This window comes from Pseudomonas tensinigenes (genome assembly GCF_014268445.2).
GTDB classification, from domain to species: Bacteria; Pseudomonadota; Gammaproteobacteria; order Pseudomonadales; family Pseudomonadaceae; genus Aquipseudomonas; species Aquipseudomonas tensinigenes.
Genome location: NZ_CP077089.1, coordinates 4,597,159 through 4,612,499, shown reverse-complemented (window position 1 = coordinate 4,612,499; position 15,341 = coordinate 4,597,159). Strand labels below are relative to the sequence as shown.

Sequence of the window (15,341 nt, the reverse complement as noted above, 5' to 3'; positions counted from 1 at the left end):
TGGTTTGCATTAACAGCCGCACACTCTTGCGATCCACAGGACTACGTACGACGTGAAAAACACCCCTGCCAACAACAAAAAATCCCCTTGGTTGCCGCTGGCCCTTGCGCTGGCGGTCAACGCTGCGATGCCGCTGGCCTTCGCTGGCGAAGCGATCCATATCCGCGCACAGCCACTGGGTCAGGCCCTCAGCGAGCTCGGTCAGCAGACATCGCTGCAAGTGTTTTTCAGCCCCGACCTGGTCGCCGGCAAACAGGCGCCGGCAGTCGACGGTGATATCTCCCCGGAACAGGCCTTGCGCCAATTGCTACAGGGCAGCGGTCTGGATTATCAGATCAACGAAGGTTCGGTGACGCTTTCGCCCGCCGCGACTTCCGCCGCCGGCAGTGGCCCGCTGGAGCTGGGCGTGACCGACATCAAAGTAGTCGGTGACTGGCTCGGTGATGCCAACGCCGCCGTGGTGCAAAACCACCCCGGTGCGCGCACGGTGATTCGCCGCGAAGCGATGGTCGAGCAGGGCGCGATGAACGTCAGTGACGTGCTCAAGCGAGTGCCGGGCGTGCAGGTGCAAGACTCCAACGGCACCGGCGGCAGCGATATTTCGCTGAACGTCGGCGTGCGTGGTCTGACTTCGCGTCTGTCGCCACGCTCTACCGTGCTGATCGATGGTGTACCGGCGGCGTTTGCGCCGTACGGCCAGCCGCAACTGTCGATGGCGCCGATTTCCTCGGGCAATCTCGACAGCATTGACGTGGTGCGCGGCGCCGGTTCGGTGCGTTATGGGCCGCAGAACGTCGGCGGGGTGATCAACTTCGTCACCCGCGCGATTCCGGAAAAAGCCACCGGTGAAATCGGCACCACCCTGGAAACCACTCAGTACGGTGGCTGGAAACACATCGACACCGCGTTTCTCGGCGGCACTGCCGACAATGGTATGGGCGTGGCCTTGCTGTATTCCGGCGTCAACGGTAACGGTTACCGCGAGCGCAACAACGGCAACGACATCGACGACGTGTTGCTCAAGACGCACTGGGCGCCGACCGATCAGGACGATTTCAGCCTCAACTTCCACTACTACGACGCCACGGCCGACATGCCCGGCGGTCTGACGCAGAAACAGTACGATGACAAACCGTACGACTCCGTACGGGACTACGACCAATTCACCGGTCGGCGCAAAGACGTGTCGTTCAAGTGGATCCGCCAGATCGACGAGCGCACGCAAGCGGAAATCCTCACTTATTACACCGACAGCTTCCGTGGCAGCACCATCGCCGCCCGCGACCAGAAAACCCTCAGCTCCTACCCGCGCTCGTATTACACGCTGGGCATCGAGCCAAGGGTCTCGCGGGTTTTCGATGTCGGCCCGACCACCCAGGAAGTCAGCGTCGGTTATCGCTATCTGAAAGAGGCGATGCACGAGTCGTCGAGCCGTGTGGCGCTGGTCAATAACCAGCCGGTGCTCACGCCGACCTCCGACGGCCATGTGTTCCAGGACCGCACGGGCGGCACCGAGGCCAACTCGGTCTATATCGATAACAAAATCGATGTCGGCAACTGGACCATCACCCCGGGCATTCGCTTCGAACACATCAGCACCGACTGGCATGACCGCGCCGTGCTCGACACGGCCGGCAAGCCTGTGCAGGCGAAAAACCGCAGCATCGAAAGCAACGAACCGCTGCCGGCGCTGAGCGTGATGTATCACCTCTCGGACGCGTGGAAACTGTTCGCCAACTACGAAACCTCGTTTGGCAGCCTGCAGTATTTCCAGCTCGGCCAGGGCGGCTCAGGTGATCAGACCGCCAACGGTCTGGAGCCGGAAAAGGCCAAGACCTACGAGATCGGCACGCGCTACAACGATGACGTGTGGGGCGGTGAAGTGACGCTGTTCTACATCGACTTCGATGACGAGCTGCAATACATCAGCAACGATGTCGGCTGGACGAATCTCGGCGCGACCAAGCACCAGGGCATCGAAGCCTCGGTGCATTACGACATGGCGGCGCTGGATCCGCGTCTTGACGGTTTGACCGCCAACGCTGGTTTCACTTACACCCGCGCTACTTATGAGGGTGAGATTCCGGGCTTCAAGGGCCGTGATCTGCCGTTCTATTCGCGGCAGGTGGCGACCGTTGGTTTGCGTTATGACATTAACCGCTGGACTTACAACCTCGACGGTTTTGCCCAGTCGAAACAGCGTTCGCCGGGTACCGGTGTGAATGCCGATGGCAGTTTCAACGGCAACTACATCACCGACGGCACGGCGGACGGGCAGTACGGCGACATTCCGGGTTACGTGACCTGGAACGTGCGTGGGGGTTATGACTTTGGGCCGCAGGTGTCGAATTTGAAACTGGGCGCGGGGGTGAAGAACGTCTTCGACAAGCAGTACTTCACCCGCTCCAGCGACAACAACTCGGGGATGTATGTGGGCGCGCCGCGCACGTTCTTTGTGCAGGCCAGCGTAGGTTTCTGATAGACCGCTTCACCTTCTTCGCGAGCAGGCTCGCTCCCACATGGATCACTGAAATCCTGTGGGAGCGAGCCTGCTCGCGAAGCTTTTAGACTTTAAGGACTTTTCCGCCAATGGCCACCGCGACCAACAGCACCGCCATCAAGCCAAAGGCAAAACTCAAACTGCTGGCATGGGCGACAAAGCCGATCACCGCCGGCCCGGCCAGAATCCCTGCATAACCGAGCGTGGTAATCGCCGGCACGGCGATGCTTTCCGGCATCACCGTCTGCTTGCCCACCGCCGTGTAGAGCACCGGCACAATGTTCGAACAGCCAGCGCCGACCAGCGCATAACCGACCAGCGCCGCTTCCCAGCTCGGAGCAAACGTCGCCAGAAACAAACCGGCCGCTGCCAACAGACCACCGAACAAAATGATCCGCGTTGCACCGACAATCCGCACAATCCGGTCACCCATCAAACGCCCGGCCGTCATGGTCAATGCAAACGCCGCATAACCCATCCCCGCGTACGCCGTGTCGATTCCGCGTTCCTGCGCCAGAAACACCGCACTCCAGTCCAGCGCCGCGCCTTCGGTGAGAAAGACAATAAAGCACATTCCGCCGATAAACAGCACGATGCCATGGGGGATGGCGAACGCCGGGCCCGAGCTTTCACTGCCGTAAGGCAACATGTGCGGCACGCACTTGAACAGCGCCGCGATCAACACCACGACCACCACCAGCATGGCCGCGAGCGGCGTCAAGCCAAGGCCGAGCAGGGCGCTGACACCCGCCGCGCCGACAATTCCGCCCAGACTGAACAGTCCATGAAAGCCCGACATCATGTTCTTGCCGCTGGCGCGTTCGACGATCACCGCTTGCAGGTTCACCGTCGAATCCACCGTGCCCAGGCCCGCACCGAACATGAACAGCGTGGCGATCAACGCCGGTATCGACGACACCGTCGCCAGTAACGGCAGCGCCGCGCAGATCAATAACGTGCCGCCAGTGGCAACACGCCGGCAGCCGAAGCGCGTGGCCAGAATCCCCGCCAGCGGCATCGCCAGAATCGAACCGACGCCGAGGCACAACAGCAACAACCCCAACGTGCCCTCATCCAGTCCGGCGCGGGCCTTGGCGTACGGCACCAAAGGCGCCCACGCGGCGATGCCGAGCCCGGCGATGAAAAAGGCGATGCGCGTGGACATCTGTTGCAGGCGTCCGGGGACGAAGGTGTCTTGAGGGGTGAGGCTGGTCATATCGATCCTTGGCAAAAAACTTCGCGTCCCCGAAGGACAGTGATTGAGCGTCGAGGTTCGATCGTCAGTCATGCGAGGACGTACAGCCGACATCCTAACCTGTGGGAGCGAGCCTGCTCGCGATAGCGGTGCGCCAGTTGAAAAAAATGTCGACTGACACACCGCTATCGCGAGCAGGCTCGCTCCCACAAGGGATTGCGTTTTACAGTGGCGGCTTCAGGGGATTTAACAGCAAAGGCCGGTGATGACGCAGTTCTACGATGCACGGGGCAATATTTACGGGGTGATTTCGCCGCAGGCACTTCGCGAGGCGGGCATTGATTTACCGGCCAGTGCCGCGCAGTGTGCTTCGTCGAGACAGATCTGGAGCCGCGCAGCCATCACATTGTGTTGTGACTGGCCCGAATGTCAGCGTCCAGCGAACAGCAAATCCCACCGCAGCGACGGTCTGTTGATCGGTCCGTTCCAGGCTTCACCGCCGTTCGAGGTGCTGATCGTCAACACCGATGGCTCGCTGGCCGAACGCAGTGGCAATGGCTTGACGATTTTCTCTGAGTTTCTCGCCGCGCAAGGCTGGATGGCGGAGCAGGGTGCGCTGTTGCGCGTTCATCATGACAAGGGTGAGCCGGTGGAAACCTCGGTAAAACCTGCCGAGGTCGAAGGCGTTCGGGGCTTCTGGCTGGACCTCGGTCAACCCGTATTCGGACCTGATGCCGTTGACGCATCGTGGACGCCAACCGTCGGTTTCAACGGTCGGGATGTCAGCGCTGTGCAACCGTTGGTGCAGCTCGATCCGTCGTGGGCCCATAGCCAGTTCGTACGCATCGGCAACCCGCATTGCGTGACACTGCTCAGCGACAAGGGCGCATTGCCCGACAATCAGCAGATGCGTGAGTCGCCATTGAGTGAGGGGCTGACCCGGATCGCTTACGCCATGCCGGCCGGCGCCGGGCAGCCCTGCCCGGCGGGCGTCAATCTGCAATGGGCCGCGCGTGAGGCGACACAACGCATCGTTGCCTGGGTGTTCGAACGCGGCGAAGGGCCGACTGCCTCCTCAGGCACCAGTGCCAGCGCGGTGGCGTCAGCGGCGTGGCGGGTCGGTTGGGTCACAGGTGGCGCCGTACACGTCGTCATGCCCGGCGGCACGGCGCCGATTCTGCTGGAAGAGGTCCACGGTGAATTGCTGCGTGTCAGCTTGTTCGGCACCGCCCGCCTGATCGTATAACCGTTGCAGGCGCAGCGTGCGCCAGTGTCGGCAGAACGTTGGGGCGAAGCCGTGCCGGCGCGAGGTCAGTGAGCCTTGAACAGCGTTACGCTCGTCACGGCTTCGCCCTGCACCTCGAGTCGTAGCAAGGCTTGCGCGGTCGACTGCTGTTCAAAACATTCAACGATCACCGAGTGCGCCGATGTCGCCAGCAGCGACAGGCTGCGGGCATGCTTCAACTGGCGTTTCACTGCGGTACTGACAGGAATCGGCGCTTGCCCTTCGCGCACGAGCTCACAGAACGCCAAAGCCACCTCACGCGGCGTCGGTGCGGGAGGCGATATCAGGCCGGCCTCGTCGAACAGTCGATTGAGTTGCTCGGCCGCGCTCACCGCTCGGGGAAACCCCGCGAATGCCGACGCCTGCAGCAGCACTTCGGTCATTTCGCCCGGCGCCAGTCCCGAGGCCAGCCCCGTCTTGAGATGGACGCTCAATGGCGGGCCGATCATGCCTGAGGCCACGATCGCGGCGAATGACACGGCTTCACGCAGGCGCGGGTCGAGTCCGGGTCGTGCATGCAGATGTCCGTATACAACACCGACTGCCAGTTCTCCCAACGCGGGTACGGTATGAAACAACGCGTCGAGGCGGGCACCGCCGTCAGGTACAAGTTCGACAAAGGTCTGGCGACCTTCGGTATACAGCGTGGTCATGGGAGGGGAGTGAGGGTTGTGTTTCATGGCGAGTCCTCAAGCGAATGAGGATGGCGGCTGATCAACTACGCACGAACTTCAGCATGAAAAAGCGTACATCCGAGAGGGGGTGTGCGGCCCGTTGCGATGGCGGCCCTCACACCTTAGCTCAAGTTTTGCGGGCGCGAACCTGTTAGTTCTTACAGTTTACGGATGCTCGAATTGCGCTTAAAAGGGGAACAGTTCAATCGCAAAGACTCCAGCTGTGTCGATGCCCGATCAGTATTCGGAGGCGATGATGGATCATCCAACGCAAGTGTTACTTGTGCGCAAAATATTCAGCCTGCTGGATCAGGGCTCTACCAGCCTGGCGGACGCGCCGTTTCTCAATCCGGTGTCCGTTTATCACTGTGCGCACCAGTTGGCACTGGAACAGGCCGGTCTGTTCGGTGCCTATCCGTTGTTGATGGGATTGAGTGCCTGTTTGGACCATCCGGGGGCTTATCTGACGGATGACTTGAGTGGCGTGCCCATCGTGATCATTCGCGCGGCCGATGGCACATTGAACGCGTTCATCAATGTCTGTCGGCATCGCGGCGCGCGACTGGTCGAGGGGCAAGGGACGCTGAAAAACGCTTTGACTTGTCCTTATCACGGCTGGATGTACAACCTTCAAGGCCAGCTTGTGCAGTTGATGCCGGCCGGCAGTTTTTCGGGCCTGACGTGCGCCGAGCGCAATCTGCGGAGTTTGCCGGTGTTCGAACGGCACGGTCTGATATGGGTTGCCCGGGAGCCCGGACAAGCGGGCAGTGCACAGCGGCCATTGACTACGCTTGATACGGAAATGGCTCATTTGCGCCTGGAAAACTTTTCTCTGTATGAAACGCGATTGCTCGAGAAACCGTTCAATTGGAAAAATGCACTGGAGACGTTTTTCGAGAACTGGCATTTCCCGTTTCTGCATCAGAAAACCGTGGCGTCGATTTTTCTTCCAGCGGTCAGCCATTTCGAGGCCTTTGGCAACGATGCGCGTCTGATCATGCCGCGACGAAGCATTCTGACGCTGCGCGATCAACCTCCCGAACAGTGGAATCTACTCAAGCATTCGCTGGTCATTTATTTTCTTTTTCCCAATACGCTACTGCTCTGGCAGCGCGATCACCTTGAAATCTGGCGGGTGTTCCCGAAGCCGCAAACGCCCGGCGCCTGCCTGGCGCAGGTCGCGCTGTATACCCCGCATGCAGCCACCACAGAACGTGAGCGCGATCTCTGGGACAAGAACATGAAGCTGCTGCTGGAAACGGTGGACGGCGAGGACTTCGAGGTCAGCACGAAAATACAGCAGGGCATTGCGTCAGGTGCGCAGACACACCTGACGTTCGGAAGGAATGAACCGGCTCTGCAGCATTTCCACCGAGTGATCCAGCAAGCGCTGACGGATCAGCGCATGGGGTTATCCGAGTCGGTTCGGTGACAGTGCGCATGCCGGATACTCAACCGGGCAGTTGGTTGAACTCCACCACCGGCATCTGCCGCTTCATCAACACTTTGCCGCCTCGAATCGAATACAGCGGCAAGCCCTGACTGCGAATGACCTCGTAATCACTGTCTGCCGACAGAATCAGCAGATTCGCCGGCCGCCCCTGTTCCAGTCCATAGCGCTCACCCAGGTGCATGGCTTTGGCGCTGTTATCCGTGACCAGATCCAGCGCACTTTGCAGGTTGCGATAACCGAGCATGTGGCAGATGTGCAGTCCGGCTTCGAGCACTCGGAGGATGTTGCCGTTGCCCAGCGGATACCACGGATCGACGATGGAATCCTGGCCGAAACACACATTCATCCCGGCTTCGAGCAATTCGTTGACGCGCGTTACGCCACGGCGTTTCGGGAAGTTGTCGAAGCGTCCTTGCAGGTGAATGCTCTCGGTCGGGCAGGAGACAAAACTGATTCCGGAATGCCCGAGCAAACGGAACAGTTTGGCGCAGTAGGCGTTGTCGTAAGAACCCATCGCCGTGGTGTGGCTGGCGGTGACGAGGGCACCCATGTCGCGGCTGCGCGCCTCTTCGGCGAGCACTTCGAGGAAGCGTGAATGCGGGTCGTCGGTTTCGTCGCAATGCACATCGACCAGGCAACCGGTGCGCTCGGCCAGGTCCATCAGGAACTTCACTGAGCTGACGCCCTGATCGCGGGTGTATTCGAAATGCGGAATCCCGCCGACCACGTCCGCGCCCATACGGATCGACTCTTCCATCAGCTCGCGGCCATTGCGGAACGACTCGATGCCTTCCTGCGGGAACGCGACGATTTGCAGGTCGATGAGGTGACGGCTTTCCTCGCGCACTTCGAGCATGGCTTTGAGCGCGGTGAGTTGCGGGTCGGTGACGTCGACATGGGTGCGCACGTGCTGAATGCCGTGGGCGGCCAGGGCTTGAATGGTTTTCTTCGCGCGGGTCTTGGTGTCTTCTTCGGTGATGGTGACCTTGCGCCCGCCCCAGCACTCGATGCCTTCGAACAGCGTGCCGCTCATGTTCCAGCGCGGCTCGCCGGCGGTGAGGGTGGCATCGAGGTGAATGTGCGGTTCGACGAAAGGCGGCACCACCAGATTGCCGCCGGCGTCGAGGTCATCCGGGCCGAGAGTGGGCGCTTCGGTCTGCCGGGCGATGCTGCGGATCAGACCGTCTTCAAGGTGCAATTCGTGCAAACCGTCCTGGTTGCGCAAACGGGCGTTGATGATGTGCATCAGGCGAATCCTTTTTTATAAGTCTTGTAGTGGCGCGCTCGCGCTGCGAGCGCCGAGCACGCCGGTAACGATGACATACGTTAGCGCGGCAGCGGCGATCCCTACCAGCGGCGCGACCCACGGCGAGCTGAACGCGGCGACGGTGCCGACCGCATAGGCCCCGAGGCCCGGCCAGTTGAACGCCGGCAACCGTGCGTCGGCCAGACGCGGATAGTGCCCGCGCCAGCGGTAGAAAAAGTCCGCCATGATCACCCCGCCAATCGGCGGAATCACCGTGCCGAGCAGAATCAGATAGGGCACCAACATGTCGTACATGCCCAGCAGCGCGAGCAGGGTGCCGATCACTGCGCCGGCGAGGGTCACAGTTTTGCGTCGGCCGGTGCGCAGCAGGTTGCAACCAGCGACAGCGAAGTTGTAGATGGTGTTGTCCTGGGTGCTCCAGATGTTCAGCAACAGCATGGCCATCGCGGCCATGGCGAAACCTTGCAACAGCAGCACTTCAACCACGTCCGGTTGTTGGTAGACGATGGCGCCGTATGCGCCAATCAGCACCATCAGGCCATTGCCGATGAAAAAACCGATCAGGCTGGCCAGTACCGCGACCCGCGCCGAGCGCGAGAAACGCGTCCAGTTGGTTGCTTGCGTCGCGCCGCTGACGAAGGTGCCGAACACCAGAGTGATCGCCGTCGACCAGTCCAGCGAGCCGCTTGGCACGACGCTGAGCAAACCTTCGAAACCGCCGACTTTCACCGTCGCCACCCACATCGACAGCATCAGCAGCAACATCATCGCCGGCACCGCGATGTACGAGAGAATCTCCAGTCCGCGATAACCGACGTAAGCGGTGGCGCAGAACAGCAGACCGAACAGCACCATCAGCCCGAGCACCGTGCCTTCGTCGAGATTGAAATATTTACCGATCACGACGGCAGCCGTCGCGGTGCCCCAGGCGTACCAGCCGATCTGGGTGAAACCAAGGATCAGGTCGCTGAGCTTGCTGCCGACTTCGCCGAAACAGAAACGGCCCATCAGTACCGAGTTGAGGCCGCTTTTGAAAGCGATATAGCCGAGGCCTGCCGCGTAGAGACCGAGCAGCAGATTACCGACGATGATCACCGCCATCATTTCGCCGAAACTGAACGCCACGCCCAGCTTGCCGCCGGCAAACATGGTTGCGGTGAAAAACGTGAAGCCCAGTAACACCATCGCCGTCGAGGCCAGGCCTTTGCGTGCATGCATGGGGACTTCGCTGAGGGGGTAATCGTTGCCGGGATCGTTCTGCGTCATGGGGCGGTCCTTGCTGGAATAGAGGAGACGCGGGGGAGGGTTGCAGTGGTCGTGCCAAATGCCGGATGGCGCGGGTTATGTATAGACGAGCCGCGCGGATTGGCGCGAAAGCGGTGCACCTGAATGCACTTGGGCCCAATGTGGGAGCGAGCCTGCTCGCGAAGGCGGTGTGTCAGACGATATTTGCTGTGACTGATGAACCGCTTTCGCGAGCAGGCTCGCTCCCACAGGGGATTTGTGTTGGTTTAGAGAAAGCGCAGCAGGGCGGCGACGATGGCTTCTGGGGCGTCTTCCTGGACGAGGTGGCCGGCGTGGGCAATCGGGTGGAATTGTGATCCCGGGATCATTTGATGTAACGCTCGGCCACGCTCGATGGGAATCCACTGATCGTCCTCACCCCAGAGAATCTGCACCGGGCAGCGGATCGTCGGGTACAAGCTTTCTGCCTCACGGGTATAGCGCTCATCCATCTGCGCAATCTGTCGGTAGAACGCCGCTTGCCCCGGCTCGCCCAGCCACGGCTGCACGTAGGGCGCCAGTTCGTCGTCGGTAATCTCGCGGTGAATCGCCCCGCGAATATAGGTCGGCACAATGGCACGCTGGATGTAGTCGGGCAGACCACTGAACGCCGCCTCATGCTGACGCACATGCTGCACGAACGGCGAACCCCAGGGCGACAATGCCACCGGATCAATCAGGGTCAGGCTGCGGTAATCCTTGCCGTTGAGCAGATGCGCACGCAGGACGGTGGCGCCGCCGAAGTCGTGAGCGACGACGTCGGGGTTTGCAATATTCCAATGCTCGAGCAACTGCGCCAGCAGTTGGTTTTGCACGCCGAGGGAGACGTCGGCGTCGGGTTGCTCGGAGTGCCCGTAACCCAGCAGATCGAAGTAATGCACGCGATGCGTGGCGAAAAAGTGCGGCGCGATCCGGTGCCACACGTACGACGAAAACGGCGTGCCATGCACGAACACCAGCGGCGGGCCGTCGCCGCTTATGGCGTAGCGAATCTGTCGGCCGTTGAAGTCAAAGACCTGATCCAGCAGCCAGTCCGTCATCGGCCTGTCCTCTTGGCGGGTGGGAGCCAAAAAGCATAGGCGTAAAAAAACAGCCGTGAAGGCTGTTCTCTGGCAAAACACTGTTTCCTTGTGGGAGCGAGCCTGCTCGCGAAAGCGGTCTGTCAGTCGATATCAATGTCCGCTGACACACCCTCTTCGCGAGCAGGCTCGCTCCCACAGGGATAGTTGGGGTGTCAGAAGTTATTCACCGCGATAGATGCAACCGCTGGTGCACGTCTCGTGAATGCGGATCGCGCTCAGTTCCGGCAGCAGCGGCTTCATTTCATTCCAGATGAATTTGGCCAGCACTTCACTGGTCGGGTTTTCCAGGCCGGGAATGTCGTTCAGGTAGTTGTGATCGAGACGCTCGTACAGCGGCTTGAAGATCGCTTTGATTTCGGAGAAATCGCGGATCCAGCCGGTGTGCGGATCGAGGTCGCCGCTGAGGTGAAGCGCCACTTTGAACGAGTGACCGTGCAGACGCCCGCACTTGTGGCCGTCCGGGACGTGCGGCAGGCGGTGGGCGGACTCGAAGGTAAATTCTTTGAAGATTTCCACGGTATTTTCAGCTCTGTTCAGATGGCGTTCGCCGCAGCGATTCGGGCAGGCGGCGAGTTTACCAGCTTGTGTTTGGCCGTGCTGACTAAAGGGTCAGCAAGCGCTCGGCGAGGCGACCATTGGCAGTCAGTTCGAGGAACTCGTCACCGAGGCGACGGCTCTCGTCCATCGCTGCGTGCCAGTATTTCTGCCGGCTCGACGCATCGCCCATGAAGCGTTTGAAGTCGTTGCGGTCAGGCAATTTGCCGTAGGGCAGGCGCGCCAGATATTCCTTCGACGGCGCGAGTAACAGCACGTCCTGCAAGCGCTCCACCGAGGCCTTGCGCCATGGCAGGGTCTTGTCGAACCAGCCGGGAATCACCCGATCAGTGAAGTGCGGATAGAGCACGATGCCGTCGCCGCTGTACGGCAGGTCGAGGTGATAATCGAGCAGACCGCCATCGCGGAACGTGCCAGCACCGGCGCCCGGCAAGTCGCGTACGCCTTCCATGACCATCGGGATCGAGCCCGAAGCGAGCAAGGCCTGACGCAGGTTGCCGGCATTCAGGGCGACGAAGCGCGACGGGAAATCGTTCAGCGCATTCACCGGCGGGGCGAGGCGCGGGTCGTGGATGATCAGTCGTTCAAAATGTCGCGACAGCCGCGCGCGACCGCGTAAGTTGTCGGCAATCACCGAGCCCAGCGCCAGACCGAGGCGGCCGCGATGATCATCGGCCAGACGCCCCTGACTTTTCACCACCATGATGTTCAGGCGGTAATGCGCGTTGTCGAGGATGCTTGCGTCGCGGCCGTCGAGCAGGTCGTTGAGCATGCGTTGCGAGCTCTGACTGATCTCGGCCATGGTCACGCCTTTGTTGAAATTCTGCTCGGCGTACAGCTGACCGAGGCGGCGTATGCCTTCGGCGGCGTCCGGCAGACACGCGCTGGCAAAGCGCCAGGAACCGACCGAGGCGCCGATCAACGAGCGTTCGCGCGGCGCGCCGGGCAGCCATTCACCGAACAGCGCCAGATCCAGTCCTTGAATCCCCAACGCCTTCGGCCCACCGGCGGCGCCGGGCAGGGTGCCGACGTCGGCTGCGTTCAGGCCTTGCGCACGAATACGCGCCATGGCCCGCGGGCCGGCCTTGAGGGTGAGGGCGGGGAATTTGATGTGGATGGCGGTCATACCAGTCTCGATCGTTAGCAAGCGAAGGATTATAGACCCATGATGTCCCCTGTGGGAGCGAGCCTGCTCGCGAATGCGGTGGGTCAGACACTTCATTACTGACTGACACACCGCATTCGCGAGCAGGCTCGCTCCCACAAGGAGGTAAGGTGTTGAGCTGGGGCAATGATGGCAATTCAGTTTCAGTTAAGTTCATCCCGCTAAGGTGCCCACCGTAAGCAACACATAAAAATACGGAGACCCCATGAAAACCCTGACTGCCCTGTCCATTGCCTCGATCATCGGCTGCACCGCCAGCCTCGCCCATGCCCGCGATCTCGGCCCTGACGAAGCCCTGCGTCTGCGCGACGCTGGTACTATCGTCACCTTCGAGAAGCTCAACGCCACCGCGTTGGCCAAACACCCGGGTTCGACGATCACCGACACCGAGCTGGAAGAGCAGTACGGAAAGTACATCTACCAGATCGAAATGCGCGATCCGCAGGGGCAGGAGTGGGATCTGGAATTAGACGCGGTGACTGGGCAGGTTCTCAAGGATCATCAGGATACGTAATGAAGGTTAATGTTCGCGCCACCCGCCGCACGGCGTTGGCGCTGGTGATGTGTTGCTCGACGGCGATGGCTCGCGACCTCGGTCCGGACGAAGCCCTGAATCTACGCAAGCAGGGCGTGATCCTGCCGCTGGAGCAAGTGCTGCAGCAGGCGATGGATCGCTATCCCGGCGCAAAGTTGCTGGAAGTCGAGCTGGAAGAAAAACACGACGTCTACATTTATGAAGTCGAGTTGCTCACCGTCGAAGGTGTCGCCCGTGAGCTGCATTTGAAGGCCGATACCGGCGAACTTGTGAAAGACAAGGAAGATTGATCGATGCGTTTGCTATTGGTGGAAGACCATGTACCGCTGGCCGACGAACTGCTCGCCGGCCTGCAACGCCAAGGCTACGCTGTGGATTGGCTGGCGGACGGTCGTGATGCGCTGTATCAGGGCAGCAGCGAGCCGTATGACCTGATCATTCTCGACCTCGGCCTGCCGGGCGTGCCGGGGCTTGAGGTGCTCGCGCAGTGGCGCGCCGGCGGTCTGGCAATTCCGGTGCTGATCCTCACGGCGCGCGATTCCTGGGCTGAGCGCATCGAAGGCCTGAAGGCCGGTGCCGATGATTACCTGACCAAACCGTTCCATCCTGAAGAGCTGCAACTGCGCATTCAGTCGTTGTTGCGCCGCTCCAAAGGGCAGGCCAATCAGCCGACGTTGCAGGCGGCCGGCCTGCATCTGGACGAGGGTCGGCAATGCGTGGTTCGCGACGGCGCCGACATTCAACTGACCGCTGCCGAATTCCGTCTGCTGCGCTATTTCATGCTGCACCCTGAGCAGATCCTCTCCAAAAGCCACCTCGCCGAACACCTCTACGACGGTGAAACCGAGCGCGACTCCAACGTCCTCGAAGTGCACGTCAATCATCTGCGGCGCAAGCTCGGCAAAAGCGTGATCGAAACCCGTCGCGGCCAGGGTTACCTGTTCGGCGGGCAAGCTTCGTGAGGTCGATCCAGCGCCGCTTGAGCCTGGGTTTGATCAGCGTGATGGTGGTCGTCGGTGTAGTGGTGGCGCAAACCAGTCTGTGGTTGTTCGAAGTGGGTTTGCAGCGCTACCTGGAAGCCGGTCTGCGCAACGACAGCGAAAGTCTGCTGGTGGCATTGGTGCGCGGGCCGCAAGGCCTGCAACTGGATGAGCGGCATTTGTCACCGGCCTATCAGCGGCCGTTTTCCGGGCATTACTTCCGGATCGACTTTGCCGAAAGCCATTGGCGCTCACGTTCGTTGTGGGATCAGGACCTGCCGTTGCTCGACCATCCCGGTCTGCACAGCAACCTGCAACTGGGCCCGGACGGTCAGCAGTTGCTGGTGCTGCGCTCGGATTATCGACGTTTGGGCCAGTCGATTTCGATCAGCGTCGCGCAGGATTACACGCCGGTGCGCGAGAGCTTTCAGCGCATGCGCCAGATCGGCCTCGGCCTTGGGCTGGCGGCGTTGCTGCTGATTCTGTTCTTGCAGCGCTTGACCGTGCGCCGCGCGCTGAAACCGCTGGAAAGGGCTCGCGAACAGATCGCGCAATTGCAGCAGGGTCAGCGCTCGCAACTGGATGATCAGGTGCCGGTGGAGCTGGAACCGCTGGTGGCGCAGATCAACCATTTGCTCGCGCACACCGAAGACAGCCTGAAGCGTTCACGCAATGCCTTGGGCAATCTCGGGCACGCGTTGAAAACGCCGCTGGCGGTGCTGTTGAGTCTGGCCTCCAGCGAAAAACTCGATGCGCATCCCGAGTTGCGCAAGGTGCTCAAGGAACAGCTGGAGCAGGTGCAGCAGCGGCTCAATCGCGAGTTGAACCGTGCGCGGCTGTCCGGTGATGCGTTGCCGGGGGCACTGTTTGATTGCGATGCGGAATTGCCGGGGTTGCTCGCTACGTTGAACATGATTCACGGCGAGCATCTGGCGTTGAGTTATGTCGCGCCGGCGGGGTTGCAGTTGCCGTGGGATCGTGAGGATTTGCTTGAGTTGCTCGGCAATCTTTTGGACAACGCCTGCAAGTGGGCGGATGCCGAAGTACGTCTGAGTGTGATTGAGCGTTCGGATGGCTTTGCCCTGAGCGTGGAAGATGACGGCCCGGGGATTCCCGAAGAGCAGCGCACTGAGGTGTTCAGCCGGGGCACGCGGCTGGATGAGCAGACCCACGGGCATGGGTTGGGGCTGGGGATTGTCCGCGATATTGTCGAGACCTGGGGCGGCTTGCTGGTGTTGGGGGAAAGTGAGTGGGGCGGGCTGAAGGTGGTGATCGAGTTGCCTCGGCGGTGAGTCTTTTAGAAGCCCCTCACCCTAACCCTCTCCCAGAGGGAGAGGGGACTGACCGCGTTGTTTGGGAGAGGTAC

General features: G+C 60.9%; 14 protein-coding genes. 7 read left to right on the top strand and 7 right to left on the bottom strand.

The annotated features are described in order from the left end of the window. The first annotated feature begins 52 nt into the window (after positions 1-52). On the top strand, positions 53-2,479 hold the full coding sequence (locus tag HU718_RS20310) for a TonB-dependent siderophore receptor (protein WP_186615848.1): 2,427 nt from the start codon (positions 53-55) through the stop codon (positions 2,477-2,479). A gap of 85 nt (positions 2,480-2,564) precedes the next feature. Here the strand turns inward: HU718_RS20310 and HU718_RS20305 are convergent, their stop codons facing one another. After that, entirely contained in the window at positions 2,565-3,716 is a 1,152-nt protein-coding gene (locus HU718_RS20305) for an MFS transporter (RefSeq protein ID WP_186615849.1), read from the bottom strand. Between the two features lie 244 nt (positions 3,717-3,960). Between HU718_RS20305 and HU718_RS20300 the strand changes: the two genes are divergently transcribed. Continuing rightward, positions 3,961-4,941 (top strand): diaminopimelate epimerase, encoded by a 981-nt coding sequence (locus HU718_RS20300; protein WP_186615850.1) that lies wholly within the window; start codon positions 3,961-3,963, stop codon positions 4,939-4,941. A 65-nt stretch (positions 4,942-5,006) separates the two neighbouring features. Here HU718_RS20300 and HU718_RS20295 read toward each other — a convergent pair whose 3' ends face one another. Beyond that, positions 5,007-5,660, bottom strand: coding sequence for a carboxymuconolactone decarboxylase family protein (locus HU718_RS20295; RefSeq protein ID WP_150731504.1), 654 nt, complete (start codon positions 5,658-5,660; stop codon positions 5,007-5,009). Positions 5,661-5,910: 250 nt separating this feature from the next. Here HU718_RS20295 and HU718_RS20290 point away from each other — a divergent pair, with 250 nt between their 5' ends. Next, complete coding sequence (locus HU718_RS20290; protein ID WP_186615851.1) at positions 5,911-7,086, top strand: aromatic ring-hydroxylating oxygenase subunit alpha; 1,176 nt, start codon at positions 5,911-5,913, stop codon at positions 7,084-7,086. A 19-nt stretch (positions 7,087-7,105) separates the two neighbouring features. Here the strand turns inward: HU718_RS20290 and codA are convergent, their stop codons facing one another. From codA to HU718_RS20265, 5 genes are all read right to left on the bottom strand, one after another. Next, positions 7,106-8,353, bottom strand: coding sequence for a cytosine deaminase (codA, locus tag HU718_RS20285; RefSeq protein ID WP_186615852.1), 1,248 nt, complete (start codon positions 8,351-8,353; stop codon positions 7,106-7,108). A gap of 15 nt (positions 8,354-8,368) precedes the next feature. Further along, positions 8,369-9,640 carry a cytosine permease gene (gene codB / locus HU718_RS20280; protein ID WP_186615853.1) on the bottom strand — a complete coding sequence of 424 codons (1,272 nt, stop codon included), beginning with the start codon at positions 9,638-9,640 and terminating at the stop codon, positions 8,369-8,371. Between the two features lie 245 nt (positions 9,641-9,885). Further along, positions 9,886-10,698: an alpha/beta fold hydrolase gene (locus tag HU718_RS20275; RefSeq protein ID WP_186615854.1), complete on the bottom strand. Its 813-nt coding sequence runs from the start codon at positions 10,696-10,698 to the stop codon at positions 9,886-9,888. A 201-nt stretch (positions 10,699-10,899) separates the two neighbouring features. Next, positions 10,900-11,256 (bottom strand): 6-carboxytetrahydropterin synthase QueD, encoded by a 357-nt coding sequence (gene queD / locus HU718_RS20270; protein ID WP_007915588.1) that lies wholly within the window; start codon positions 11,254-11,256, stop codon positions 10,900-10,902. 85 nt (positions 11,257-11,341) lie between these two features. Beyond that, positions 11,342-12,421 carry a patatin-like phospholipase family protein gene (locus HU718_RS20265; RefSeq protein WP_186615855.1) on the bottom strand — a complete coding sequence of 360 codons (1,080 nt, stop codon included), beginning with the start codon at positions 12,419-12,421 and terminating at the stop codon, positions 11,342-11,344. A 244-nt stretch (positions 12,422-12,665) separates the two neighbouring features. On the opposite strand from HU718_RS20265, the gene HU718_RS20260 reads away from it, so the two are divergent. Genes HU718_RS20260 through HU718_RS20245 form a run of 4 tightly spaced genes read left to right on the top strand, consistent with a single transcriptional unit; the run spans position 12,666 to position 15,267 of the window. Then, entirely contained in the window at positions 12,666-12,974 is a 309-nt protein-coding gene (locus HU718_RS20260) for a PepSY domain-containing protein (protein WP_186615856.1), read from the top strand. After that, positions 12,974-13,285 (top strand): PepSY domain-containing protein, encoded by a 312-nt coding sequence (locus HU718_RS20255; RefSeq protein WP_064118601.1) that lies wholly within the window; start codon positions 12,974-12,976, stop codon positions 13,283-13,285. The genes HU718_RS20260 and HU718_RS20255 overlap by 1 nt, the downstream gene beginning before the upstream one ends. Positions 13,286-13,288: 3 nt before the next feature. After that, entirely contained in the window at positions 13,289-13,957 is a 669-nt protein-coding gene (locus tag HU718_RS20250; RefSeq protein ID WP_007915592.1) for a response regulator transcription factor, read from the top strand. Beyond that, positions 13,954-15,267, top strand: a complete 1,314-nt coding sequence (locus HU718_RS20245; protein WP_186615857.1) for a sensor histidine kinase — start codon at positions 13,954-13,956, stop codon at positions 15,265-15,267. The genes HU718_RS20250 and HU718_RS20245 overlap by 4 nt, the downstream gene beginning before the upstream one ends. Positions 15,268-15,341: the final 74 nt, after the last annotated feature.

Coding starts and splice junctions, on each gene's coding strand:
- codA (WP_186615852.1), bottom strand. CDS start 8,353: ATGCACATCATCAACGCCCGTTTGCGCAACCAGGACGGTTTGCACGAA.
- HU718_RS20260 (WP_186615856.1), top strand. CDS start 12,666: ATGAAAACCCTGACTGCCCTGTCCATTGCCTCGATCATCGGCTGCACC.
- HU718_RS20250 (WP_007915592.1), top strand. CDS start 13,289: ATGCGTTTGCTATTGGTGGAAGACCATGTACCGCTGGCCGACGAACTG.
- HU718_RS20265 (WP_186615855.1), bottom strand. CDS start 12,421: ATGACCGCCATCCACATCAAATTCCCCGCCCTCACCCTCAAGGCCGGC.
- HU718_RS20305 (WP_186615849.1), bottom strand. CDS start 3,716: ATGACCAGCCTCACCCCTCAAGACACCTTCGTCCCCGGACGCCTGCAA.
- HU718_RS20255 (WP_064118601.1), top strand. CDS start 12,974: ATGAAGGTTAATGTTCGCGCCACCCGCCGCACGGCGTTGGCGCTGGTG.
- HU718_RS20290 (WP_186615851.1), top strand. CDS start 5,911: ATGGATCATCCAACGCAAGTGTTACTTGTGCGCAAAATATTCAGCCTG.
- HU718_RS20295 (WP_150731504.1), bottom strand. CDS start 5,660: ATGAAACACAACCCTCACTCCCCTCCCATGACCACGCTGTATACCGAA.
- HU718_RS20300 (WP_186615850.1), top strand. CDS start 3,961: ATGACGCAGTTCTACGATGCACGGGGCAATATTTACGGGGTGATTTCG.
- codB (WP_186615853.1), bottom strand. CDS start 9,640: ATGACGCAGAACGATCCCGGCAACGATTACCCCCTCAGCGAAGTCCCC.
- HU718_RS20275 (WP_186615854.1), bottom strand. CDS start 10,698: ATGACGGACTGGCTGCTGGATCAGGTCTTTGACTTCAACGGCCGACAG.